The organism is Zobellella taiwanensis (assembly GCF_003012795.1).
Classification (GTDB): domain Bacteria; phylum Pseudomonadota; class Gammaproteobacteria; order Enterobacterales; family Aeromonadaceae; genus Oceanimonas; species Oceanimonas taiwanensis.
In genome coordinates, this window is record NZ_PXYH01000026.1 from 27,969 (window position 1) to 52,807 (window position 24,839).

The window sequence follows — 24,839 nt, forward strand, 5'->3', positions numbered from 1 at the left end:
TAACTGATAGGGAATTCTTATTATGTTGCCAGAGTTCAAGGTGGCGCAGTTGCGCCATTTCGTCTGGGTGGCCGAGCTGAAAGGCTTTCATCTGGCAGCGGAAAAGGCCCACCGCACTCAGCCTACCATTTCTCTGTCGGTGCGGGAGCTGGAAAGCAAGCTGGGAGAGGCTCTGTTTGAAAGGCGTAACAGCCGCACCGCCAAAACCGAGCTGACCCCCTTTGGCCAGGCGTTTCTGCCCCGGGCCAAGGAGCTACTGGCACACCACGATCGCATTGCCGAAGACATGGCGCTGCTGGCCGAGCACAAAACCGGCCATCTGCGGTTGGCATCGGTGCCCTCCATTGCCAGCCGATTTCTGCCCGGTCTGCTGCTCGATTTTATCGGTGACAGCGAGCTGCATGTGAGTATGTTTGACGACAACTCCCGTGCCGTGCTGAAAATGGTGGAAGATCAGCAGGTGGACTTTGGCATTGCCAGCCTATTTGACGAGCAGGAGCGAAGCGAAAAGCATTACACCCCGGTATGGCAGGATCATCTGGGGGTGGTGTGCCTGAAGGATCATCCGTTGACAGCTAGTCGGGAGTTGCACTGGCGCGAGCTCAAGCCCTACCGGCTGATCCGCAACGGCACCTCCAGCCTGCTGCAAGGCAGCGAGGCGGAATCCTTGCTAGCCCATTCCCAGTATTATATTTCCAATATGATTTCCCTTATCGCCATGCTTGAAGCGGGACTGGGTATTACCACACTGCCTTGGTACGCCTTTCCCCAAGGTAATACCCAACTGACCTTTATTCCCTTGCATACCCCGGTGGTCGCCCGTGGCATCGGCATTGTCCGGCTAAACAACAAGTCACTGACCCCGCCGGCCCAGGCCCTGGTGGACTTTATTCTGGCCCGGCATTCGGACTGAGTGCTTATCATGAAAAAAACCGGCCAGGACCGGTTTTTTCGCCTCTAGCTCCCTGATCTGGCTGCGCTAGCTCACATTTCTGTTAAGTAGATATCACAAAGGTAGCGGGTTTGTTTTCCATTATCTCCTGTGGTGTTAGCTGCTGCAGCCTTATAGATAAGCTTTGTTTATCAACTGATATAACCTTCTAACTTGTCTGGATTTCTCATCCTGATGATGATGGATGTATAAGCAAGTCCGGTAGTGAAGAGCGCTTCCACTTCGCTTTTACGGGTTGCCGGTGTTGGTGATGCCGGTCTGAAAAGGATTTGTCGCCATTATTCGAGAGGAACATCGAGATGAGGTTAGCTTCGATCAAGGCCTCGCTGCGGGGGCCTAGTGCATTACCGCTGCGGCCTGCCAGTCAAGTTATGGATCTGGAACGGCTGGGCGCCATGCACCAGAGCCGACTCAGTTTTATGCGTACCCTTCTGCGCCGCATCATGCTGGAGCGGTGGCAGATAGATACGCCACGTTTTGAGCTCTGTGATCAGGGTTATGGCACCGTGATTTACGAAATAAACACCCATCAGGGGTTGTTCAGTTTCGTTATATTTTCCGATTACCTGAGTGCGGAAGAGCGTAACGACAGGGTGATCGCCAGCAAGTGGGATCTGACCATGGCACTGGTGGAAGGCCGGGTGGAAGAGCCTTATCTCGAATTTTTGCGGCAGAACGTGCCCCTGCAGGAAGCCGGCCGGGTCGATTCCCGGGTGTTTGTGCTATCCCGAGCCAACCGCAGTGCCCGTAACTTCGATTATGTTGTTGATCAACTGGCTCAGGGTAAGCAGCCCGATGTGAACAGGATTGTCAAGGTCGGCTACCTCTACCGCACTACCGCTGTCTATGGTAGCGGCAAGCTGGGTATGGCTGACTGGGACAAGGTTAGTAGCCGTTATCCGGATTTTGCCCGTCCTTTTGCCGCCGAGATGTTTGCCTGTCTGATGCTGAGAAGTTTCAGCCTACTGCAGGTCGAGCACATTGCCCGGCAGCGAAACCCCGAGCAGTTCACTGCCATGCATCCGGATATCAAACGCTACTTTGGCATTGGTAACTCCACCGGCCTGGGCATGGCCCCTTACCTAATTAATCACCCGATGCTGATTAACCGTTGGGTGGAAATGCGTGAGTTGGCACTGGGTCTGGTGCGTAGCCTTGGTCACATTAACGATGAGGTACGCCGCCGGTTCGAGCAACTGCTAGCCCGCTGTGCCCGCCATATGGAAGAAACCCACACCGAGGATGAATGGCAGACTGAAAATAACCAACGTGTTATTAAAGACATAGCAGTTCTGCGGGAGCAAGCAGGAGAATTGTTGACCGACTGGAACCACCTGCTGGCCTGGAGCGAGCAGCATTGCTCACTGCAGGGACAAGAGTTGCTGGTATCGGTGATGCTGGAGTTATATCCCCAGCTGGTGGATGGCCTGGAAGAGTATTACTGCGCTGAGGAGTTTCTCGATCTGGATCCGTTGATGCCGTTGCAGCAGCTCAAGGAAGTGATCGAGCAGCGTTACGACTGGGCGCTGAATATTGACTTCAGCAAGCAGGGCGCTCGAGACATTTTCTGGTATCGATCTGAGGAAAAAATGGAGCCCCGTCTGGGCCAGTGCGAGCTGGATAGTGGCCGGGAAAAACAAATGGCCTTGGGTGTGGGCTATGCCGTATACAAGTGTTATGGACAGTTGTGTCAGTACATTAAGGAGCATCCGGAGCACACCACGGCCCGTTTTATGGTTGCTCGGCCCAAGCTGCGGGGCATAGTACGCCGCATTCAGAGCATGAACCGGTGCGTATACGGCGATATTCAGGCCAACCTGCTGGCCCGGGACATACTGCCCATGCACCTGCTGCGCTGTAAGCTGTCGTTCTTTGGTGTGAGCAAGTTCGATCCCCGTTCCCGGCTGTGGGTGCGCAACACCATGTTTCAGGGCGCGCCGCTGCTAGAGGATATCGGCAAAAGTTATAACGATGACTGGTTTATGCCGCTGGCACCGACGCAGGGAGGAAATGATTGATGCGTGTTTCCATGAACGAATTAAAAGCGGCGCTGCGTCGTTGCTTTGAAGCCTCAGGCTACTTTGTGGGCAACTATGAAGACGCTGCCAACATGGTGCTGTGGCTGGAAAAACACGGCCTTAACGGTCTGACCGAACTGGAGCGGGCCTTACCCTATCTCACTCAGGATGCGAACAAGCCTCTGAGTACCGTGGTATATGAGGACAGCACCTCGGCCATTATCGACAGCAATGGCCGTAGCGCGCTGAACTGCATTGCTTCTTCCATCGATCTGGCTCATGCCAAAGCGTTGGAAAGTGGTATTGCCACCATTACCGTACACAATTGCCACAATCGCATGTTTGTGCTGAAGGCCCTGACCGACTGTGGTCGGCGTGGCATCAGCGTGACCGCCTACTGGCAGAACGGCAGTAAGACCGTCAGGGAATACGCGGCGGCGATAAAGGCGGGCGAGCGTTACCCTAGCTTTAGCGAAGCTGCCACCAGCCTGGTTACTACTCCTGATGAGCAACAGGCGCTGACCATTGTCTGTAGCTCCCGGGTTGACCTTACCGGCTCTCTGCAGCATTCCAGAGGAAACCGTCAGGCCCGTTATATGAGCCCAGAGGATCTGGCCGACAACAAGGAATACATCATCGATAACGGTATCGAGATCGAAGAGGCCCTGTGGGCCGAAATCAACCGAATCGGTGCCGGTATTCTGGTGGAAAACAGTGAACGCTCCCGCCAGGGGGCTGGTGGCCAGTAAGCCTGGCTTGTTGGCCGAGCACCCTTTTCGCCCGGTCGTTTGAGCGGAGGCCTGCCTCTCCACAGCCTTCGCTCCTTTTCGGTCATTACTACCGATGTGGTACTCCCCTGATGATCTGCTGGCCCTATTGATAGTAGCTACTGGTACGTTGGTTCAGGCTTGGGTCGGTATTGGCTTTGGCCTGCTGGCAGCTCCCTTGCTGTATCTAATCAATCCCGCTTATGTTCCTGGACCTGTGCTGTTGCTGGGTTGGGTGTTGTCGTTGCTGGTGGTGATAAGGCAAAGGTGCCAACTGAACTGGCGACGAGTATTGCCAGCCATGCTGGCGCGTGTACCAGGTTCCTGGTGTGGTGCCTTGTTATTGTTATATATCTCTTCTTGGCAGTTGAGCCTAGTGTTTGGCACCAGTCTGCTGTTGGCAATATGGCTAAGCAGCCGTCGTTATACCCTGAAATTGAACTCCTTCAATCTGAGCATATCCGGTTTTCTTTCTGGGCTAATGGGTACTGCAACATCGGTGGGCGGACCACCCATTGCCTTGTTATATCAGTATGAATCAAGGAAAGTGGCTCGTAACGAGATCGCCGCTTTCTTTCTAGTGGGTACACCCGTTTCCCTGCTGATGCTGGCATGGGGAGGAGGAGTTGCATGGATTGGCTGGCCCCTAGTCATAAAAGCAATGCCGGGCCTATTCTTGGGTTACTGGCTTTCCCGGCAGCTCGAAAGTGTGGTTGATAAAGATAATATTCGGGTGCTAATCCTATTTATCTCGGTGCTCTCAGCCGCAGTGGTATTGTGGCAAGGGGTTATGGAAGGGCTGGACCTGAACAGGCTGGCTTCCCTTTGGCGAAGTTAAATGATTACAGATGAAAAGGCAGCAGATATCAGACAGCTTCAGATAAGATCATATCTTATACAAAAACACGGGCAGATTTATCTCTGCCCGTACGATGCCACCTGAACTAGGTTCTATCCCAGCCGTTTGTATAACTGCTGGTCCCGGGAAGATCGGGCGTACCAGAAGTACGCCGGCACCCGAGCGAAAGCATTTTTCCAGTTGGACACATCGGCTGAAAGCCGGTCGCACATGCGCACGATACTGGCTACCTGATAAGGGTCCGTGTACTTCCCTACCTTTGTTTCCAGGCAGGCACTCAGCGCTTCAAACACCTTGGGCGACGAAAGCCGTAACCGCTCCAGCTGTTGTCCCAGCACCATAAAATTAAACGATTCATGCTGACCACAGATACCGGCGTTTTCGTTGTAATACATGCGAATTTTGCCGATGTCGTGCAGCAGCCCACCCACAAAGGCGACCCAGATGCTGCGCTGCCCCAAGCCATACTGGCTGCATAACATGGCTGCGGTCATGGCCACTTCGTGACTGTGTGCTAAGAGGCCGCCGGGCTGATCATGATGATGCCGGTGGCTGGCCCGGCTGTTGCAAAACGGTGCCATGATGGCGTCGTTGGACAGAATATCCAGTAAGAAATCCCGCAACACCTCATCGTCAATCACGGCCAACATGCTCCACACATCCATCAGCAGTGCTTGCTGCTGCCCAGACAGCCAGGCCAGCTGATGCTCTACCTGTTGCCGGCCGACCACTGCCGGCAGCGTCTGCACTGAACCAAGCTGACCTTGTTCATCCTGACCGTTCAGCTCGGCCAGCACCCACTGGCCTTCGGGGCATACGCCCTGCATCTGCCAGGGGAACAGCAGCAGAGTGCAGTGCCACGCCGGTGCGCTGAACTGCCACGACGCCAGCGCACCATCATCAAACACCAGGCTGGCCCACAGCAGCCGGGGCCGTTGATACGTCATCACCATGGGATTCATGCTTCGTCCTCCAGTTCGAACTCTTCATCCAGCAGCGACTCAAAGGCCGCTCCGTCCCGGCCAATCAGGTTGGGGATATAGCGGGAGTACACCCGGAACAGCATACTGGTGTTGGCATGGCCCAGCTGGCGGGCAATCCACTCAGGGCTTTCTCCTGCCGCCAGCCACAGAGTGGCCGCCGTATGCCGGGTCTGGTACGGGTTACGTTTGGGCAGCTCCAGCCATTCCAGCAAGGGATACCATACCCGGCGGGTAACATTGCGATGATTCAGCGGCTGGCCGTTGCGAGTGCAGAACACATAAGTGCTTTTCTCGCCGGTCTGCTCCCACTGTTCAAACAGGGCGTCATACACCCGCTGGGACATGGCGATGCTACGGTAGGAGCTGCTGGTTTTGGTTTTCTCCAGCTTGCCCCGCACCAGCGCCTGATGGATGTGGATTTTACGAGCCGCAAAGTCCACGTTGTTCCAGGTCAGGCCGTCGATTTCGCCGGTGCGCATGCCGGTAAAAAAGCGCACCGTGTAATAAGGCCGAAAATCCACCCGCACCCGGGACAAAATGAGCTGCACCTCCTCCAGGCTAAAGGGCTGTACCTCGGCCCGGGGCATGGGCAACGCCTTGATATTGCGCCATGGGCTCTCATACTCAAACCGCTCCGCCGCCTCGTTTACGATCATGCGCAGAGCGGTCATGATGTGGTTGATGCGCGATGGCGAGAGCCGCTTGCCGGTAACGGCATCCGCCTGACACAACCCCATACGCAGCGCCAGAATGTCACTTTTGGTTATAGCGCCAATGGCCATCTCGCCAAACGCCGGCACCAGATGGCAGCGCAAAATGCCTTCCACGGTTTCATACTGGCTGTCGCGCCACTCCACCCGCTTTTCCTCCAGCCACTGGCCGGCAAAGCTGGCGAATAACATCTCACCGCCCACCGCCCGCTGGCGGATCAGTACTTCCAGTTGCCGAAACTGCTCCACCCTGGGGCTGTTAGGAAAGTGGTGACCATAGTCAAAGGTCCCCGCCCGGATCTGCTGCTCAATCAGCGCCAGCACTTTGTCGAGCTTCTTGCGGTTGGCCGGCGTATCCGACAGCTTGGTCTGCTCACGGCAGCGCTTACCACGGAAGCGAAAATCGAGATAAAGGCGGCCGTCCCGGCCGTTCACTGCACCCATCACGGCCTCCTTACTGAATGCTCTGGATCAGATCCTGGGCGGATGCCCCCTGCAGCATGGACTCCTCCACCCGCTCCCAGATGTACAGGATCTTGCGGCCACCAAAGGGGCGGATGTAATGCACACCCTCGAACAGCACCGAATCCTTGAGACACTGGCGGATAGTACGTGCGTCGTACTTGATACGGGCAGACAGCTCTTCAGTTGTGAGATAGGTATTCATAACACCCTCCATTTGAATCACACATGAGTCATTTAAGTCACATGAGATTAAAATAGCTCACCCAAGAGCATTGTCAATGAGTTTTTTGCATCATATATGATGCATTTGATAGACTTGTGAGAAATATGACTTATGGATGCCCTATGATCAGAGTGCTGTTGGTCCAACGCCTGGATGAAAAATCGTTCCGAGAAAAGAGGCGGATCACCCTGTCGGAAGTCAGTGAAAAAACCGGTATCAGCCGCGCCACACTGACCCGGATCGCCAACGTACCGGGCAACGTCACCAACACCGACACCCTCAATGCGCTGTGCAAGTACTTTGAGTGCCAGCCCGGGGAGCTGTTGGCCTATATTGAGGATGAAGAAGCATCTTCTTAAGGGTGCGCCAATAAAAATTTCAGCCCGGAATACCACCTGCTAGGTAGGGCTACCAGGAGACCTTCAATGAACGTTACGAGCAAGCAGCTGGTTGATGTGGTTACCGATGTTCTCTGCGATGTTTGTGGAGAAAGTACCTCGTTGAATGGCCAACACAGCGCTCAGTTCGGCATGCTGCAGGCTGACTGGGGGTTCGGCTCCCCCCATGATGGCGAGTCCTATCAAGTCCACCTATGCGAAGGCTGCTTTTTTGCAACCTTGGCTTATCTGAAGGAGCAGAGGCGAGGAAACAAAATGTTCTCGGAAAAATGCGTTGAACAGGAACGAAAATTTGGCCTGATTGAAAGAAGTCAAGAAATCTTATAGCCAAGCCATAACGAGATGAAACGCCGACTGCTGTAGAAAGGATTGTTACTGATATTGGTGCAATTGTAATGTGCTTCCCTAGCTGGCAGGATACAGTTGGATGAGAGCGTGAGATTCAGAAATCGCTGCGAAAAGTGTTTCTGAAGTATAAATTGCACAAAGACAAGGCTCTGTTTGATGGGGCATATAGACTTAACTTAACTGACCGACACGCTAGAGAATGGGCATACCTAGCTCTATGACTTTTTTCACATTATGTGTATGGCCATAGAGTCATGGCCATTCTACTGTGTTATGAAAGGATGCACGCTCAAGAAAATTCACACAAGCTGACCCGGCGCCCCCGCCTGGGACGCTGTCCGCAGGAATGGTTACGTTCCGTCATCCGGGCCTGCATCGAAAAAACGGATTACCTCATTCCTGAGGAGCTGTGTGCATCAAGCCACTAGCCACTCCCGGTGAGCACTTACGTTGCTGCCAGTACAGCTGGTGTTGCTGTGTGGCCATGACGGGTCCCTCGTTGCTGTTGCGATGGGATCAGTGTGGCGCGGTCAGGATGCGGAAAACAGGTGCTGATTCTTTGGCGCTTACAGTTACTCGACAAGGCACGCCACTGACAGCCGTCCGTAACAAGTACAGCACGGCGCAGAATATGTCATACGGGCCAACTTTCCGCGGGGCGGTCTTTTTCCACGCACTCTCCAGCAGGGGGTGGTTCTGCTCAAACTGGTCACGACTGATGTTGCTGGGGTAACAATGTCTCATGTCCGTATTATCGGCTACCCCACAGAGACTTTGAACAGGCTATTAAACGCCGTTATATATTCTACTCAATAAAAAAGCCCGACGGAAATCACCGGCGGGCAATATCACAAATGTCAGTAGGCGTTGACGTGATTTAGAACTGATACTGAGCGCTCAATTGCAGACGACTGGCGTCTCGTTTGTCACCACCTATGGTATCCAAATCGGCATACTGATACTCGGCGCCGACCATCAGCCGCTCGGTCACATCCCAGATGACATTGGCGAAGGCATAGTCCACTTTATCGAAGTGGGTATCATACCCTTGGTTTTTTGGCAGATCCTGCTCCAGCCTTGAATAGCCGATGGAGCTGAACCACTGCGGATTCCAGTTGTGGTTAAGGGATACTCCGCCGCCATGAATATCTACCGTTTCCAGGCTGCCATTCTTCACATAAACATCGGGTGCGTATTTATGGTTGATATTGCCCGGATTGCCCATGTAGTTGCCGATACCCGAACCGATGGCGTAGCTGCCGTTCAGCCTGGTGCTGGCAAGTAGCGGCAGACTGAACTGCACTTGTGCACCATAACCCGTAGCTTTATCGTCCACGGAACCAATATTGTCGTTGGTCGACAATTCACGTACCACACCGGACAGCGCCAGCATGCGCTGGTATTCGTAACGCAGGGTCAGGTCCGGCAGGCGGCTTTCTTCGCTGGCGATGCTGACGTCAGGCCGGGCAATCACGGTATCGGGATCTTCCAAAGCGACCGACAGGGCACCATCACCCAGCCGATGGGTATAGCGGATCTGGCCCTGCCGTTCGTTGGCATAGCCAATAGGATCACCCAACGCCAGGGTTCGGGTGGTCCCCACAAAGCTCATAAAGTTGGTCCAAGTATGGCCAGCCAGGAAACCCGCGTACTCACCATAAGCATGGCGCAGATTGAGCTTACCGTCGGGCAGGAAATGCACTTCAAAGAAGGTATTCAGGTTACCGTAGTCGGTCTGGGTATGGCTGCGGAAATTGAGCCTGCTTTCATAGGCGGTAAAATCGGTACGGCCATCAGTGGCATTGGCCGCCGGATTCAGCAGGTTGAAGGGACTGGTGGCATCGCCCAAATCGTAATCGGCATCGTACAGCATATCCAACTTGATGTAGCCACCGAAGGCGATATCGGTCTTGGTACCGGGAATATTGATGGTGGAGCGGTGATTCCAGGGGGGGCCTACCCGGCTCGGCTCGCCGGTCACAATGGGTTGACCTGCTTCCACCACCGGCATGGCGGCTACCACACCTGCATTCAGCATTCCTGTTGCCAATATCACGGACAGCGCCACTTTGCTTTTTTTCATGTTCAACTCACTCCATGGTTGTTATTGATGAAATCAAGTTCCCTTGCTTTCTGAACACAGTGTCGATATCAGGCATTCCCATGCCCTGGGCCGTCGCAGCGATTCGCTGCCGGCCCACCAACCCAACACAATTCATTCACTTTTCAGAAACATTCTTCCTCAAGCCGATACATGCAGAACAATGATATTTTGAGATACCGCCATATCATTTTTAATATACCGACGATGGGACGGATCAGGGAGGAGTCGAAGCAGAGGCTCTTCGCCTACTCGGCAAAGAGGTTGAAAATCTGGCTTCGCAGCCAAATACTGCCGGTATCCTGATGATATCGGCGGTGCCAAAACAGGTTGATTTGCACCGAGGGCAATGCTACCGGATGGCGGTGCACCACCAGGCCCAAGGTATCCATGGTCTGCAGCGCCAGCTTTTCGGTAACGGTGGCGATGAGATCCGTCTCCCGTACTATGTAAGGTGCCGACATAAAGTGGGGCAGTCGAAGCTTGACGATACGGCGGACCCCGCTTTGCGCCAGCAGCTTTTCCACCCGGCCATGGCCAGTGCCCTGGGCTTCGATGACGATATGACGGGCTTGGGAAAAAGCTTCCAGATCCAAAGGGCCGCCAGCCAAGGGATGATCCTTGCGCATCAGGCACACGTACTGCTGTTCGAACAGCCGTCGCTGGTAAAAACCCGCCTCAAGCTGGGGCAGCAACCCAATGGCCAGATCCACGCTCCCGGCCTCCATCTCCTCTTTCAACGAATCGTCACTATTGCGCACAGTAGTGATACTGATCCCCGGTGACACCCTGGCCAGATGCGCCATCAATCTGGGCAGCAGATACATTTCCCCCAGATCGGTCATGGCGATACGAAAAGCGCGCTCACTGCTGAGCGGCTCGAAACGCTCGTGGTAGTTGATGGTGTCCTGCAAGGTCGCCAAGGCATAGGCAATAGGTTCGGCAATCAGGTCTGCATAGGGGGTGGGCTTCATACCCCTGGAGGTGCGCTCGAACAGTTCGTCGTTCAGCGCCTTGCGCAACCGGGCCAATGCATTGCTCACCGCCGGCTGGGACAAGCCAAGTTGCTCGGCGACGACTCCTGTCTTGCGCTCCCGGTACATTAGCTGGAACACCAGCAGCAAATTCAGATCGATATCCTGTAACTGTGTCATCACACCTCCTTATAAATATTATGAATAAACTATATTCATGAGATTGACTGGATCAATACCTCCAACACCTTTAGGGGGCGTTCTCAATCATGCCAACCATATCACTGTTGATACGAGGTGGAGCATGGCAGTGTAGTGTTTCGCGACACGTTCATATCGTGTCGCGATACGACGGTAATGCTTGAACTTCTGGAAAGCGCGTTCAACCAAATTACGCTCTTTATACAGTGCCTTATCGTAATCCCGAGGGCTGATCCGGTTCTTCCTTGGTGGGATCACCGGATTGGCTCCACTGGCACTGATTGCGGCCACGAAGTTATCCGAGTCATACCCTTTGTCGGCTATCACAACGTCCGCTTCCAAGCCTTCAATCAACTGATTGGCCTGGCCATATTCCGACGCTTGTCCGGGCGTTAATAGCACGCGAACCGGGTTACCCAACGCGTCGACAGCGAGGTGAATTTTGGTGCTCAGTCCTCCTCGCGACTTACCTTGTGCTTGTTCGTCGCGTTCTGTTTTTTTGAAGCCCCATGCTGATGGACCCGGACGATACTGCCATCGACCATCAGGTGTTCAAGGTCGGGATCGTCCGAGACGGCTTCCCAAATACGTGCCCATACGCCTTTGTGTGACCAGCGGTTATAGCGAACATAGACCCGGTGCCAATGGCCAAAGGAGGCCGGCAGGTCCCGCCAGGGCGCTCCTGTTCGAGCAATCCACAACACGGCTTCAACAAAAAGACGGTTATCCTTTGCGGTGACCCCACAGTCACTGGCCTTACCCGGAAGCAAGTCCTTGATCCGTTCCCACTGGTCATCTCTCAGTACTGTACGCTCACTCATTTACACTCCGAAGGCCCTGATGCAAGTGGCTATCGGTAGGAGTTTACACTAATTGAGAACGCCACCTAGGTAGTATCCGCCGTGTTGGGCAATCTGATGGTAATAATCCTGATCCAAATACCCCGCGTCAGCGAGCAGCAGCTGCCTCCGCAGTGTGTTGGCTGCTGGCCGGAAGCCATGCTCCGACAGGGTGTCAGCGGCAATCGTCATGTTCACCGGTGTCTGCTCAAGCAATGACATGGTGACATGACACTCCACGGCGGCGGGCGATACCGTAATGAAACGGCCTGGAAACTCGTCTTTCAGGTTGTTATGAATGGCGAATGATGAGCCATCATGCAGCAAAATGCGATCAAACTGTCGAAACTTGCTGGGTATCTTGCCTTGTTGTTGTTTCATCAACTGCGTGATGAGCATCCGCGTTAACCGCTCCATAAAGATCGGAAATGCGCTTTTCCTCAACTGGTTGTGAAACGGCTTGTAAGCGACGAAGTCAGCCTCGCTGAGCTGCATCCCATTGAACTGGCGCTGTAACTCAGCGATAGAGGTTGTGTTGCCCTGACTGAAGGCCGCAATCAGGCTGGTAACCAATTGGAGTGGTTGGATATCACGGATGCGTTGCATGAATTTACAGCGCTTGGCCTGCTGGTTCAGGGTAACGGGATCCAGGAATTGCGTTAGTCGCTGATTTAGATGGATAATAGTCATCGGCTTCATTGTGGTTTCTTGTTTTGTTTGGCGACTAACATCAGATCACAATTGAAGCCTTTTTTCTATCTAATTCATGCTCTTACCGCTTAAGATCCTGTCTATGAGGCGGCCTTTCATCAGAAAGATATAATTTTCATGAATACACAAAATTCACACCATCATCTTTATAAATATCTCCATTAAAGTTACCTTCCCATCAACAACGAATTAACAAGTTGGCATCACGAGGAGCGATGATGGAAATCCTGGTCAACCCCCTTAACAAAATCATTACCGCACCGGCCGGCAGCAACCTGCTCGATGTGCTGCGCGAGCATCAGATCCCGGTGTCTTACAGCTGCCTGTCGGGCCGCTGCGGTACCTGCCGCTGCAAGGTCATCGATGGCAAGGTACCAGGTCCGGTAGCAGCGGAAGGGCGATTAGCACAAAACGATACCTATGTGCTGGCTTGCCAGAGTACGGTCGAGAGCGACTGCGTGATAGAGGTGCCGGAACCGGACGAAGTCGTCACTCACCCGGCCAAGACCCTCAAAGGCACTATCACTGCCTTCGACATCCTGTGTCACGACGTCCGTCGGCTGCGGATCAAGACCAACAAGCCGCTGGAGTTCTCGCCCGGGCAATACGTCCAGCTACAGCTGTGGCCAGAGGCGGTACGCTCCTACTCCATGGCCGGAGTACCGGTGGACGACGAGCTGGAATTCCACATCCGTATCGTGCCCGACGGTCGAGTCACTCCGCTGCTGGACGAAAAACTGCAGGTGGGCAGCAGCGTCAAGCTCAACGGCCCCCTGGGCGCCTCCTATCTGCGCCGCAAGCATGAAGGTCCCATGCTGTGCATCGCCGGCGGTACCGGCCTGGCCCCAATGCTGTCGGTGGTGCGCGGTGCCCTGGAAGGTGGCATGGCCAACGATATCCACCTGTTTTTCGGTGCCCGGGCCGAGCGGGATGTGTATGGCCTGCACTACCTGGAAGCCCTGGCCAAGGATTTCCCCCAGTTTCATTACCACATTGTGCTGAGCAGTGCGGAAGAAAACAGCCCTTATCAACGAGGTTTGGTCACCGATGCGGTGTTTGAGCGCTTCGAGCGGCTGGAGGGATGGCGGGTGTACCTGGCTGGTCCGCCTCCCATGGTCGAGGCCGCCACCCTGATGGCAACCCGGCGCGGCGTGCCCTTCGAGCATGTCTATGCGGACGCCTTTTACCCGAGCGGGGTCTGAGTCGCCCCTCATCATGAACATTCATTCAATCCGGAGTCACAACATGAGCAAGGAAGAAACCAATCTGTTGAAGCACGTCTGGCAGGAAGACGGCACTCATCGCATCCCCTTCTGGGCCTATACCAGCGACGAGGTGCACCAGAGGGAACTGGAACGGCTGTTCTACCGCAACCACTGGTGCTATGTGGGGCTGGAAGCAGAAATTCCCGAGCCGGGCGATTTCAAACGCACCGTGATCGGCGAACGTTCGGTGATCATGGTGCGGGATCAGGAGGGCGGCATCAACGTGGTGGAAAACGTCTGTGCCCACCGGGGCATGAAGTTCTGCCGCGAGAAGCACGGCAACCGCAAGGATTTTGTCTGTCCCTACCACCAATGGAGCTATGACCTCAAGGGCAACCTGCAGGGCGTCCCCTTCCGCCGCGGCGTCAAGCAGGACGGCCAGGTCAAGGGCGGCATGCCCAAGGACTTCAAGCCCGCCGACCACGGCCTGACCCAGCTTAAGGTGGCCCGGCGCGGCGGCGTGGTGTTCGCCAGCTTCGACCACGACATCGAGCCGTTCGAAGATTATGTCGGGCCGGAGATGCTGCACTACTTCGATCGTCTGTTTAACGGCCGCAAGCTGAAGGTGCTGGGCTACAACAAGCAGCGCATTCCCGGCAACTGGAAGCTGATGATGGAAAACATCAAGGACCCCTACCACCCGGGACTGCTGCATACCTGGTTCGTCACCTTCGGCCTGTGGCGTGCCGACAACCGCTCCGAGCTGAAAATGGACAAGCATTACCGTCACGCGGCAATGATCTCCACCCGCGGCCAGGGCGGCAAGAACGAAGAAACCACCAGTGTGTCCAGCTTCAAGGAATCGATGCAGCTCAACGATGCCCGCTTCCTCGATGTGGAGGTGGAGCCCTGGTGGCAGGGACCGACCGCGGTGATGATGACCCTGTTCCCCAGCGTCATTATCCAGCAGCAGGTCAACAGCGTCTCCACCCGCCATATCCAGCCCAACGGCCATGGCTCCTTTGACTTCGTCTGGACCCATTTCGGCTTCGAGGACGACAGCGCGGAGATGACCCAGCGCCGGCTGCGCCAGGCCAACCTGTTCGGGCCGGCCGGCTTTGTGTCGGCGGACGACGGCGAGGTGATTGAATTCTCCCAGGAAGGCTTCGAGCAAAAGCCCTTCCACCGCACCCTGGCCGAACTGGGCGGGCACGAGATCGGCGACACCGATCACATGGTCTCGGAAACCCTGATCCGGGGCATGTACGACTACTGGCGCAAAGTGATGGAGGTGTAAGCGAGATGGACATGCAACTTTACCTGCAAGTGAATCAGTTCTACCAGGACTATGCGGCCGTGGTGGATGCCGAGCAATGGGATGCCTGGTGTGAGATGTTTACCGACGACTGCCTATATCGGGTGCAGTCGCGCGAAAACTACGATCAGGGCCTGCCGCTGGCGGCGCTGTCCCTCGACAGCAAGGGCATGCTCAAGGATCGCATCTACGGCATTACCGAAACCATCTTCCACGACCCCTACTACCAGCGCCATCTGGTCTCGGCGCCACGCATTCTGACCGTGGACAACGACCTTATCCAATCCGAAGCCAGTTATGCGGTATTCCGCACCAAGAGCGACGGCGTGTCCCAGGTGTTCAACGTGGGCCGCTATATCGACCGGCTGCGCCAAACCCGGGACGGATTGAAGCTGGAGTCACGCATCTGCGTGTTCGACAGCGAAATGATCCTGAACTCCCTGATTTATCCGATTTGAGGTGATGCCATGAGCAATGAATGGATCAAGGTAGCCAGCCTGGCCGAGGTGCCGGAAGACGACGTCATCGGGGTGATGGCTCGGGATCGCGAGCTGGCACTGTACAACCTGGATGGGGAGATCTTCGCCACCGACAACATCTGTACCCACGGCCACGCCCGGTTGAGCGACGGCTTCGTGGAAGACGGTGAGATCGAATGTCCCCTGCACCAGGGCAAGTTCTGCATCAAGAGCGGCAAGGCCATGTGCGAGCCGCTCACCGAAGACATCAGAACCTACCCCACCAGGGTAGAAGGCAACGAGATACTGATATTGATCAGCTAAAGCGAGCCATGGCCAGGGCATGCCAGACAACCGCCCTGGCCATACTACATTTCGGCTGTCGATGCCAAGAAGACACCAATCATTCTGGAGACAATGATGAAAAAGACACTGACCACACTGGCTGCTGCCCTGACCCTGATCAGCACCACCGCCTCGGCACAGATGCTGTCCTTCGCGACCCCGCCCCAGGGCTCGGTTTGGAACACCATGAGCACGGCGGTGGCCAACGTGATCCGCTCCAAGGAAAACGTCAACGCCCTGGTGCAACCCTACAGCGGCAACAGAGCCATGATGGACGCGGTCGACCAGGGACTTGCCGAGTTCGCCATCAACGACGTCAACGACGTGATCATCGCCGCTCAAGGCCGCTTTGACTATGAAGACAGGGCACGCAGCAACCTGCGGGTGGCCATGGTGATCAATCCCCAGCCCATCGGCATTTTCGTGCGCAAGGACTCGGGTATCAACACCATTGCCGATCTCGCCGGCAAGCGGGTCGCCAGCGGCTGGAACGCCTTTCCCCTGGGCCGTTCGCACATGGAAGCCATGATGGCCACCGGCGGCGTCAGTTGGGACGACGTGCAGCAGGTACCGGTCCCGGACCTGATCCGCGCCGCCGATACACTCGCTTCAGGCCGGCTGGATGCCACCTTCTTTGCAGTGGGCGGCCCCAAGGTGTCGGAAGTGGACGCATCCGTCGGCGGCGTCAAGTTTCTTCCGGTGCCCACCGATGAAGCAGCTCAGGACGCCATGCTCAAGGTACGTCCCGCCTTCTATATCACCGAGGTCTACCCCGCTCCCCATATCGCCGGCATCGACGAACCCATCTCCATGGTGACCTGGGACAACGTCCTGGTCGTCGGCAAGCACGTGTCCGACGAGCAGGTTTACAAGACCGTTTCCGCCATCCTGGAAAACAAGGACGAGCTGAGCGCCATCTTCCCCGGCTTTCGCACCATGTCGCTGGACGAGCCGAGCAAGGCCTATCCGGGGCTGGAATACCATCCCGGTGCGGTGCGCTATTTCAAGGAAAAAGGTCTTTGGCATGAATAAGCCCGACTGAATCGGCTTGGGGAGGGAATGATGAGTACCATGGAACAACAAGGTCATGAAGCCGGCGTGCTGCCGGTGCTGCGCGCCCTGCTGGGCTTTCTGATCGCGGCGGCGGCCATCGTCTACGCCACCGATCTGTTCAGCCGGCTCGGCATCGCAATCTATACCGAACAGTATCTGGCGGTGGTGCTGGGCGCCAGTCTGGCGTTGGTCTTCCTCAAACGGGAGGAGCACACGCTGGAACGGCGGCTCAATCTGCTGGTGGCGGCACTCGGCCTGGGGGGCGGCCTTTACCTGGCGGTGCAGTACCCCTATCTGGTGGAACACCAGCTCGACATGCCGGCCCAGGCGCTGGTGCTGTCGGCAATGTTCTTCGTGGTGGTGCTGGAAGGGCTGCGCCGGGTGGTGGGCCTGACCCTGGTGCTGGTGGTGCTGGCCTTCCTCGGCTATGCGCTAGTCGGCCATCACCTGTCCGGCCCGTTGCAGACCCGCGCAGTGGGGCTGGACCGGCTGGTGGTCTACCTGGGCATCGACACCAACGGCATGCTGGGCCTGACCCTGGGAGTGGCTGCTACCATCGTTATCGGATTTGTGCTGTTCGGCCAGCTGCTGCTGAAGTCCGGTGGTGCCGACTTCTTCAACGATCTGGCGATGTCGATGATGGGCCGTTCTCGTGGCGGCTCGGGCAAGATCGCCACCGTTGGCTCCGCGTTGTTCGGCTCCATCTCCGGCGTGGTGGTATCCAACATCGTCGCCACCGGCGTGATCACCATCCGTATGATGAAACAGGGCGGCTTCCGCCCCCATACCGCCGCAGCCATCGAAACCGTGGCCTCCACCGGCGGCCAGATCATGCCCCCAGTGATGGGAGCCGTGGCCTTCCTGATGGCGGAATTCCTGCAAATCAGTTACGCCGAGGTGGTGCTGGCGGCGCTGATCCCGGCCGTCCTCTACTATGTGGCGCTGTTCATCCAGGTGGATCTGGAAGCGGCCAAGGAGCAGATCGCCAAGGTCAGCCCGGAGTTGATCCCGCCCGGCAGGGAAGTCTTCGGCAACGGCTGGATCTTCATCGTCCCCTTCGCCGCCATCATCGCCGCCCTGTTCTTTTATAACATGCGGCCCGAAGCCGCTGCCCTGCTCGGTGCCTTGGGGGCACTTATCGTCGGGGTAGTACGCGGCTACAAGGGCAAGAAGATGTCGCTGCGTGATGTTTGGGATTCTCTCTGCGAGACCGGCCAGTCGATCGTGGACATCGTGATGATCTCCGCCGCCGCCGGCTTTATCATCGGCATTCTCAACATCACCGGTCTGGGCTTCGGCCTCACCTACTTCCTGGTGCAACTGGGCGAGGGTAACCTGTTCCTGCTGCTGGCCATCTCCGCTGTGGTCTGCATCGTGCTGGGCATGGGCATGCCAACGGTGGGAGTCTACCTGCTGCTGGCGGTGCTGGTGGCTCCCTCGCTGATCCAGGTGGGTATAGAGCCGATTGCCGCGCATCTGTTCATCTTCTACATGGGCATGATGTCGATGATCACCCCGCCCATCGCCATCGGCGCCTTTTTCGCCGCCAGTATCGCCCAGGCAGATCCGATGAAGACCGCCTTTACCGCCATGCGCCTGGGCTGGACCGCGTATATAGTGCCCTTCCTGTTCGTGCTGACCCCACCGCTGCTGATGATCGGCGGACCCGGGGAAATCGCTCTGGCGGTGGTCAGCGCCCTGCTCGGGGTCTGGTGCATCTCGGTGGGCTTCGTCGGCTACCTGAACCACAGGCAGGGCATCGCCATGCGCGCACTGTTCATCTTTTCAGGTGTACTGCTGATACTGCCGGACATGGGTGGCCTGTCTCTGGCCCTACCCGCCAAGGCAGCCGGCCTGTTGATCATGTTGGTAGTACTGGGACTCGGTTACTACAGGTCTAAATGCGTCCTGGTAATTAAGTAAACGACAGGAACGATGTCCATTTTATAATGAAAGATTATATCTAAATAAAACATGCCGGAGGTACAGCGAACCTGTACCTCCGGCTGTCTTAGATAGCAGGAAATTATTTCATGTGTGGGGACAGTCACCACAGCCCACGAAATCAAACCAAATCACCTAACGCCGCCATATCCAAAAAACGCCCCTACAACACCTCAAAAAATCGACATAAGCGCACCAGGGCGGGAGCCCGATTTGCTGTAAATTTAACCAAACAATAATTGGACCAGATATCCGTCGTTCCAAGTAGCTCACTTCAGCTTGTTGCGCTGACTCGGTGAACCACATTCGCTCTGCTTGAGGATGTTCATCACAAACCGTCGGAACAACGCCATGTTTTCAATCGCATCTCCGATGGCAATCCGTGAGGCATCTTCGTTGAACACCACATCCAGAATGTAATGTTGACACTTTCTATCCGCCAATGCTGACGGATATAGTGCCCGAGCAGTTCGCCACCCTCGACACCCTGCATCCAGGGCGGATTGACCTGGGAGTTGGGCGCGCGGCGGGCGCGGCAGGGCCAAGCATTCGAGCCTTGCGCGGAGACGCTTCCGAACGGGATTTCGAGCAGGATATTGGCATGCTGACGGACTATCTGCAGGACAACGGCCAGCAGCCGGTGCGAGGCATTCCCGATGCCCATGAGGTTCCCCTCTGGATCCTTGGCTCGAGCATGCAAAGTGCCGATCTGGCGGCCAGGTTGGGCCTGCCTTATGCGTTCGCGTCACACTTCGCGCCCCGCTTTCTGACCAGTGCGATCGCTCATTACCGTCACCATTTCCAGCCATCCGCCAGGCTGAAGAGACCTTATGTTATCGCCGGCGTCAATGTCATCGCGGCCGACAGCCCGGCAGAAGCGGATTTCCATGCCAGCTCCCATTTCCATTGGGTCAATTCGCTCTATCAGGGCAGGCCTGGCCCACTGCCCAGGCCGCAGGAGGGCTGCCTCCAGGGGTTGTCCGCCGCCGAGCAGCAAGTCCTGGATCAGGCCATGGCCTGCTCCGTCGTGGGTGACCCGCTCTTGGTCGCCACGGCCGATAAATCGAGCCGTGCCAAAATTAAAAAAAGCCACTTCACGGAGGAAGTGGCAAATGAGGCTATAGAACCAACGATTTGTTAATTACATCAGGCTGGGTAGCCACAGGGAAAAACGGTGATAGGGCAATGAACATCAAAGCCCAATGTATCAGTGCTTTTGCAAAAATCAGAATCCGGCCGGGTCCATGACCCGGCCCCGTCGTTATTTGGCGATACGCAGTTCCACCTCGCCCACTCCGGCCACCGTGCCGGTGATCTTATCGCCGGCCACCACCGGGCCCACCCCGTCGGGGGTGCCGGTGTAGATCAGATCCCCCGGCTGCAGGTGGTAGAAGCGGGACAGGTGGGCGATGATCTCCGGCACGTTCCAGATAAGTTTGGTCAGATCCGAGTTCTGCTTGACCTCGCCGTTCACGCTCAGGGTGATCACCCCGCTGTCGACGATGCCGGTTTCTTCCTTGCGCACTATGGGGCCCAGCACCGCCGACTCCTCGAAGTCCTTGCCCAGATCCCAGGGCCGGCCGGTTTCCCGCGCCTTCAGCTGCAGATCCCGGCGGGTCATGTCCAGGCCGGCGGCGTAGCCGAACACCAGCTCGTTGGCCTCGGCCTCGCTCACCTCGAAGCCTTCCTTGCCGATGGCCACCACGAACTCCATTTCATAATGGTAATTGGCAGTTTGCGGCGGATAGGCGATTTCGCTGCCCGAGGGGATCAGCGTGCTCGGATGCTTGGTGAAATAAAAGGGCTCCTGGGTGGACTTGTCGACGCTTACCCCCATTTCGGCGGCGTGGGCGTGGTAGTTGCGGCCCACGCAGAAGATGCGGTGCACCGGGAACAGTTCGTCGGTGCCGGCCACGGCGGCCAGGGTCGGTGCTTTCGGGGGGAATAACAGTTTTGCAGTCATCTTGTTCAACCTTATCAGTAAATGCCGAGGTAACGATGCAGCGGGGCTTCGTCGGCGGTGATCATAAAGGCCGGCTGGTCGGCCGAGCCGTTGCTCAGGGTAATGTCGCTGTAGCCGGGGGCGGACAGGGTGTCCTTGTCGTTCCAGGCCAGGGGCTCGCCGCCGTCCACGCTCAGCTGGCCGCATCCTTCCACCGCGTGGAACACGCAGGCGGTGGTGCGCTTGGGCAGGGTGACGGTCTCGCCCGGGCGCAGCATCAGGGCGCCGAAGCCGATGCTGGGGAACAGGCTGGCGCCGGTTTCCGGGTTGACGTAGCTCACCTGCAGCAGGCCGTTTTGATAATGCTCGGCCATCTCCACCAGGCAGGAACGGGTCTTGCTCCAGGGGTAGCGCAGCATGGGCGCGTCGGCGGTGCCGCGCTGGAAGTTGAGGTTGGGCACCACGCCGGCGGCGCTGTAGTCGGCGAACGACTTGTCCCGGCTCAGGGTCTTCTGCTGGGGCTGGCCTTCCATCGCCCAGGAGCCTTCGAGCTGGTAGATCAGCGGCAGGTCGAGGATGTCCAGCCAGACGATGGGGCCGTCCCCTTCGTGCTGGTGCTCGTGCCACTTGCCGGAGGGGGTGAGGATCAGATCACCCCGCTCCATGCGGCAGGGCTCGCCGTCGACGGTGGTGTAGGCGCCCTCGCCCTCGACGATGATGCGCACCGCGTTGGGGGTGTGGCGGTGGTTGGGCGCGGTTTCACCGGGCAGGATCAGCTGCAGCCCCATGTAGATGCTGGGGGTGGCCTGCATGTTGTTGAGGCCGTGGCCCGGGTTGGCCAGCACCAGCACCCGGCGCTCGGCCTTCTCCATCGGGGTCAGCTCGCCGGCCTGCAGCAGCAGCGGGCGCACTACGTCGTAGCCCCAGCGCAGGGTGCGGGTCTTGCGGCTGGGCACCTTGGGCGGCAGCACGGCGCGCATGTTGGGCCACAGCGGCACCAGGTTCTGTTCGGTCAGCTCGTGGCGGTAGCTTTCGGGCAGGTCTTCCAGGGTTCCGAGTTGATGCATCTTCTCTGTCTCCTTGCGATGCCGGCCGGGCCGGCGCGCGATACGATTAGCGGTTGTCGTCTTTCAGGCAGTTGGTCACAGAACTGCAGCCAATCTACCGAGTCAGGCGATAAAGTCCGGCTGGCGAGAAGGGGCCGCCTGCTGGAAGGCCGGCTGCCGCTGGCAATGTTGGTATACCGCCATCATCCGGGGATAGGCGCTCAGATCGCAGCCCATGCGCTCGGCGTTGGCCACCTGGGGCACCAGGCAGCAGTCGGCCAGGGTAGGCGCCTCGCCGAAGCAGTAGGCACCATGGCCATGGCGTTCGAGCAGGGCTTCCACCGCAGTGAAGCCTTCGGCTATCCAGTGGCGATACCAGTCGTTCTTCTGCTCCTCGCTCACCTTCAGTTCGTTTTTCAGGTAGCCGAGGATGCGCAGGTTGTTCACCGGGTGCATATCGCAGGCGATGGCATTGGCCAGCTCCAGCACCCGGGCCCGGGCCAGGGGCTCGGCGGGCAACAGTCTAGGCTCAGGACGAGTCTCATCCAGATAGTCGATGATCGCCATCGACTGGCTGAGAGCAGTGCCGTCATCCTCCACCAGCAGCGGCACCCCCTTGGAGGGGTTCAGCGCCCGGTAGCCGTCGGCTTTCTGCTCGTCCACCCGGATGTTCACGCCCCGATAGTCGTAGTCCAGGCCCTTCAGGGCCAAGGCGATACGTACTCGGTAAGAGGTGGAGCTATTGAAAAAACTGTAAAGCTGCATGCTTCGTTCTCCTTTACACAACACGTACGTGCAGTTCGCCCAGAACACCGACGCCACACACCAGCAGCTCGTCCGGCTTCATCGCGCCCACGCCTTAGGACGTGACGGTCATATCACGTCACACTATCCTGACTGTGTGAGCGGCCCTCCGTTGGCGCCCTGGGTACAGTCCGGCAATATCACTCTTATAAATGTCTCGCACACGGACCTCGTAACTTCTGAGCAACAGTATTGTCCGTGAACCCCATACCGAATAATGATATTTTGAGATACCATCATACATTTTATGGCATAGCTCAATGGACTGGACCCGCCGCCTGCGCCTCAGGCACCTGCACCTGCTGATCAACCTGGCCGACACCGGCAGCCTGAGCGATACCGCTCGCATCATGCACACCACCCAGCCGGGGCTGTCGAAGTGGCTGAAGGAGCTGGAAGAAGATATCGGCTCGCCGCTGTTCGAGCGCCACTCCCGCGGTCTCAGACCCACCGCCATGGGCCAGTTGCTGGTGGGCCATGCCCACCGCATGGTGACCGAGATGGGCCGGGCCCAGCACAACCTGGAAGCCCTGCAGGAAGGCAGTTCCCGCACCGTGGCGGTGGGCACCTCGCCGGCCTCGGCGCCCAGCTTCGTGCCGGCGGCCATCATGGCCTTCATCGCCCAGCACCCCAGGGCACGGGTGGAAATACAGGAAAGCACCATGAACTCGCTGCTGGACAAGCTGGAGCTGGGCAAGCTGGACGTGGTGGTAGGCCGGCTCGACAACTACCAGCCCCGCGCCAGCCTGAAGAGCGAAATGCTATACGAGGAGCCGCTGCGCATCGTGGCCCGACCCGACCATCCCCTGGCCGGGCGGACAGGGCTGGGCTGGGACCATCTCTATGAGTACGACTGGATAGTCTGGCCCCAGGGCACCCCCATCCGCAGCAAGCTGGACATGGCCCTGGCCCTGGCCGGCCGCAAACCGCCGCCCTACCGGGTGGAATCCTCCTCCCAGGTGGGCAACCTCTGGCTGCTGCAACACAGCGACATGCTGTCGGTCAGCTCGGAGCGGGTGGCCCGCCACTTTACCGGCCGCGGCCTGGTGGTACCGCTCGACATCCGCCTCGACAGCGGCGAAGGCTATGTGGGCATGTGCTGGCGAGATGAAACATATCCTGATCCCCTCACCCTGGATCTGCTGCAATGCCTGAGAGACAGCAATACAGCGATGGGGCAGTGACATAACATCTGTCATCTTGATGACGCTGTCATTGGCTGAGAAAACCACCGGTATCAAAATGTGTCTTCAGATATAAGACTCTTCACAGGTTTAACGATAAAAATTGACATATTGTTTTTATTGGAAACAAAAAAGCATAGATTGGGTAAAACATTTTCCATATCAGATTTTGAACTGATCCCAGTACGGAGGATCCCCAAAATACCCTTCTATGAAATCAACAAAATACCGTACCTTGCTCGCCATCAACTGGCGGTGGGCAAACACCGCATAAAGAGCCATCGGCTCGGGTTCATACTCCGGCAGGATGATTTGCAGTTTTCTGCGTGCGGGACCCGGTCGATGTTGCACTATTAGGATCAGTTATTTAGCAAGAAAGAGGTTAACGCGGTAACGGACATCCTGAAATATGCTTCTTTAGCACCTTAGCTGCTCTGCAAAAACAACGCATTGGTAACCATATTCTCTCCGAAGTTGCCAATGAACAAGATCCAGCCTTCGGGTTAGTGAAACCAAACCTGGAGCTGATACAGTGCAATCATGCACGTTTTGCCGGCCATGTTCTTTTACAAGGCCTGCTGTTGTGCAACTGCAAAAAGGCATTTACCGCCATTTTGAACCCCGGTCAAAACTGGGGTTTGGTCACCAAATGGTCACGATTTGGTCACGATGACGGATTTGACAGAATGAGAAAGGTTGATTTTACTGAAGGCAGAAAATAAAAAACCCTTAGCTATCAACTAGCTAAGGGTTTTTTAAAGATGGCGGAGCGGACGGGGCTCGAACCCGCGACCCCCGGCGTGACAGGCCGGTATTCTAACCAACTGAACTACCGCTCCGCAAAAGCTGTATAGTCAGGAGTACTATATTGGGTGCCTGGCAGTGACCTACTTTCACATGGCAGCTGCCACACTATCATCGGCGCGGTTGCGTTTCACTGCTGAGTTCGGCATGGAGTCAGGTGGTTCCACAACGCTATTGCCGCCAGGCATTA

General features: G+C 56.8%; 23 protein-coding genes, 1 tRNA gene, 1 rRNA gene and 3 pseudogenes. 14 read left to right on the plus strand and 14 right to left on the minus strand.

Translation table 11 applies throughout. The annotated features are described in order from the left end of the window. The first annotated feature begins 22 nt into the window (after positions 1–22). From C7I36_RS15145 to C7I36_RS15160, 4 genes are all read left to right on the plus strand, one after another. The gene (locus C7I36_RS15145; RefSeq protein WP_106454528.1) at positions 23–913 is read left to right on the plus strand and encodes a LysR family transcriptional regulator; all 891 of its coding nucleotides are present in this window, start codon (positions 23–25) and stop codon (positions 911–913) included. A gap of 410 nt (positions 914–1,323) precedes the next feature. Further along, on the plus strand, positions 1,324–2,970 hold the full coding sequence (locus C7I36_RS15150) for a hypothetical protein (protein WP_219899670.1): 1,647 nt from the start codon (positions 1,324–1,326) through the stop codon (positions 2,968–2,970). 11 nt (positions 2,971–2,981) lie between these two features. Further along, a complete protein-coding gene (locus C7I36_RS15155) occupies positions 2,982–3,719 on the plus strand; it encodes a DUF3726 domain-containing protein (RefSeq protein WP_219899671.1) in 738 nt (245 codons plus the stop codon). A 94-nt stretch (positions 3,720–3,813) separates the two neighbouring features. Beyond that, positions 3,814–4,575: a sulfite exporter TauE/SafE family protein gene (locus tag C7I36_RS15160; protein ID WP_106454531.1), complete on the plus strand. Its 762-nt coding sequence runs from the start codon at positions 3,814–3,816 to the stop codon at positions 4,573–4,575. 113 nt (positions 4,576–4,688) lie between these two features. Here the strand turns inward: C7I36_RS15160 and C7I36_RS15165 are convergent, their stop codons facing one another. Genes C7I36_RS15165 through C7I36_RS15175 form a run of 3 tightly spaced genes read right to left on the minus strand, consistent with a single transcriptional unit; the run spans position 4,689 to position 6,956 of the window. Further along, positions 4,689–5,558 (minus strand): HD domain-containing protein, encoded by an 870-nt coding sequence (locus C7I36_RS15165; protein WP_106454532.1) that lies wholly within the window; start codon positions 5,556–5,558, stop codon positions 4,689–4,691. Then, positions 5,555–6,733: a tyrosine-type recombinase/integrase gene (locus tag C7I36_RS15170; RefSeq protein WP_106454533.1), complete on the minus strand. Its 1,179-nt coding sequence runs from the start codon at positions 6,731–6,733 to the stop codon at positions 5,555–5,557. Before C7I36_RS15170 ends, C7I36_RS15165 begins: the two co-directional genes overlap by 4 nt. A 10-nt stretch (positions 6,734–6,743) precedes the next feature. Further along, a complete protein-coding gene (locus C7I36_RS15175) occupies positions 6,744–6,956 on the minus strand; it encodes a hypothetical protein (protein ID WP_181256403.1) in 213 nt (70 codons plus the stop codon). A 143-nt stretch (positions 6,957–7,099) separates the two neighbouring features. On the opposite strand from C7I36_RS15175, the gene C7I36_RS15180 reads away from it, so the two are divergent. Then, positions 7,100–7,336: a helix-turn-helix domain-containing protein gene (locus tag C7I36_RS15180; protein WP_106454535.1), complete on the plus strand. Its 237-nt coding sequence runs from the start codon at positions 7,100–7,102 to the stop codon at positions 7,334–7,336. Between the two features lie 66 nt (positions 7,337–7,402). After that, positions 7,403–7,702, plus strand: coding sequence for a hypothetical protein (locus C7I36_RS15185; protein WP_106454536.1), 300 nt, complete (start codon positions 7,403–7,405; stop codon positions 7,700–7,702). Positions 7,703–8,279: 577 nt separating this feature from the next. Here C7I36_RS15185 and C7I36_RS15195 read toward each other — a convergent pair. The 5 genes and pseudogenes from C7I36_RS15195 to C7I36_RS15215 all read right to left on the minus strand — a co-directional run. Beyond that, positions 8,280–8,467, minus strand: a pseudogene (locus C7I36_RS15195) (IS5/IS1182 family transposase); the annotation flags it as partial. Positions 8,468–8,600: 133 nt separating this feature from the next. Next, positions 8,601–9,806: a DcaP family trimeric outer membrane transporter gene (locus tag C7I36_RS15200; protein WP_106454537.1), complete on the minus strand. Its 1,206-nt coding sequence runs from the start codon at positions 9,804–9,806 to the stop codon at positions 8,601–8,603. Between the two features lie 266 nt (positions 9,807–10,072). After that, entirely contained in the window at positions 10,073–10,978 is a 906-nt protein-coding gene (locus tag C7I36_RS15205) for a LysR family transcriptional regulator (RefSeq protein WP_106454538.1), read from the minus strand. 153 nt (positions 10,979–11,131) lie between these two features. Then, a pseudogene (locus tag C7I36_RS15210) lies at positions 11,132–11,820 on the minus strand (IS5 family transposase); the annotation flags it as partial. A 48-nt stretch (positions 11,821–11,868) separates the two neighbouring features. Further along, positions 11,869–12,537: an IS4 family transposase gene (locus C7I36_RS15215; RefSeq protein WP_106454540.1), complete on the minus strand. Its 669-nt coding sequence runs from the start codon at positions 12,535–12,537 to the stop codon at positions 11,869–11,871. 227 nt (positions 12,538–12,764) lie between these two features. Between C7I36_RS15215 and C7I36_RS15220 the strand changes: the two genes are divergently transcribed. From C7I36_RS15220 to C7I36_RS15245, 6 genes are all read left to right on the plus strand, one after another. Beyond that, a complete protein-coding gene (locus tag C7I36_RS15220) occupies positions 12,765–13,751 on the plus strand; it encodes a 2Fe-2S iron-sulfur cluster-binding protein (protein WP_245880137.1) in 987 nt (328 codons plus the stop codon). Positions 13,752–13,794: 43 nt separating this feature from the next. Beyond that, positions 13,795–15,051 (plus strand): aromatic ring-hydroxylating dioxygenase subunit alpha, encoded by a 1,257-nt coding sequence (locus C7I36_RS15225; protein ID WP_106454542.1) that lies wholly within the window; start codon positions 13,795–13,797, stop codon positions 15,049–15,051. Between the two features lie 5 nt (positions 15,052–15,056). Further along, complete coding sequence (locus C7I36_RS15230) at positions 15,057–15,527, plus strand: aromatic-ring-hydroxylating dioxygenase subunit beta (RefSeq protein ID WP_106454543.1); 471 nt, start codon at positions 15,057–15,059, stop codon at positions 15,525–15,527. A 9-nt stretch (positions 15,528–15,536) separates the two neighbouring features. Next, positions 15,537–15,851 carry a non-heme iron oxygenase ferredoxin subunit gene (locus tag C7I36_RS15235; RefSeq protein ID WP_106454544.1) on the plus strand — a complete coding sequence of 105 codons (315 nt, stop codon included), beginning with the start codon at positions 15,537–15,539 and terminating at the stop codon, positions 15,849–15,851. A 96-nt stretch (positions 15,852–15,947) separates the two neighbouring features. Next, positions 15,948–16,904: a TAXI family TRAP transporter solute-binding subunit gene (locus tag C7I36_RS15240; protein ID WP_106454545.1), complete on the plus strand. Its 957-nt coding sequence runs from the start codon at positions 15,948–15,950 to the stop codon at positions 16,902–16,904. A gap of 30 nt (positions 16,905–16,934) precedes the next feature. Continuing rightward, the gene (locus tag C7I36_RS15245; protein ID WP_219899673.1) at positions 16,935–18,848 is read left to right on the plus strand and encodes a TRAP transporter permease; all 1,914 of its coding nucleotides are present in this window, start codon (positions 16,935–16,937) and stop codon (positions 18,846–18,848) included. A 290-nt stretch (positions 18,849–19,138) separates the two neighbouring features. Here the strand turns inward: C7I36_RS15245 and C7I36_RS15250 are convergent. Next, positions 19,139–19,341: pseudogene (locus C7I36_RS15250) on the minus strand (ISAs1 family transposase); the annotation flags it as partial. Here C7I36_RS15250 and C7I36_RS15255 point away from each other — a divergent pair. Then, a complete protein-coding gene (locus tag C7I36_RS15255) occupies positions 19,312–20,010 on the plus strand; it encodes an MsnO8 family LLM class oxidoreductase (RefSeq protein WP_106454546.1) in 699 nt (232 codons plus the stop codon). The pseudogene C7I36_RS15250 and the gene C7I36_RS15255 sit on opposite strands and share 30 nt — an antisense overlap. Before the next feature lie 120 nt (positions 20,011–20,130). On the opposite strand, the gene C7I36_RS15260 is transcribed toward C7I36_RS15255, so the two are convergent. From C7I36_RS15260 to maiA, 3 genes are all read right to left on the minus strand, one after another. Continuing rightward, positions 20,131–20,832: a fumarylacetoacetate hydrolase family protein gene (locus C7I36_RS15260; RefSeq protein WP_106454547.1), complete on the minus strand. Its 702-nt coding sequence runs from the start codon at positions 20,830–20,832 to the stop codon at positions 20,131–20,133. 14 nt (positions 20,833–20,846) lie between these two features. Then, positions 20,847–21,878 carry a cupin domain-containing protein gene (locus tag C7I36_RS15265; RefSeq protein WP_106454548.1) on the minus strand — a complete coding sequence of 344 codons (1,032 nt, stop codon included), beginning with the start codon at positions 21,876–21,878 and terminating at the stop codon, positions 20,847–20,849. Positions 21,879–21,980: 102 nt separating this feature from the next. Next, positions 21,981–22,622 (minus strand): maleylacetoacetate isomerase, encoded by a 642-nt coding sequence (gene maiA, locus C7I36_RS15270; protein ID WP_106454549.1) that lies wholly within the window; start codon positions 22,620–22,622, stop codon positions 21,981–21,983. Between the two features lie 299 nt (positions 22,623–22,921). Between maiA and C7I36_RS15275 the strand changes: the two genes are divergently transcribed. After that, positions 22,922–23,845: a LysR substrate-binding domain-containing protein gene (locus tag C7I36_RS15275; RefSeq protein ID WP_106454550.1), complete on the plus strand. Its 924-nt coding sequence runs from the start codon at positions 22,922–22,924 to the stop codon at positions 23,843–23,845. Between the two features lie 762 nt (positions 23,846–24,607). Here the strand turns inward: C7I36_RS15275 and C7I36_RS15285 are convergent. Continuing rightward, positions 24,608–24,684: transfer RNA gene (locus C7I36_RS15285), tRNA-Asp, on the minus strand. 35 nt (positions 24,685–24,719) lie between these two features. Beyond that, positions 24,720–24,834, minus strand: a 5S ribosomal RNA gene (rrf, locus tag C7I36_RS15290). Between the last annotated feature and the right edge of the window lie 5 nt (positions 24,835–24,839).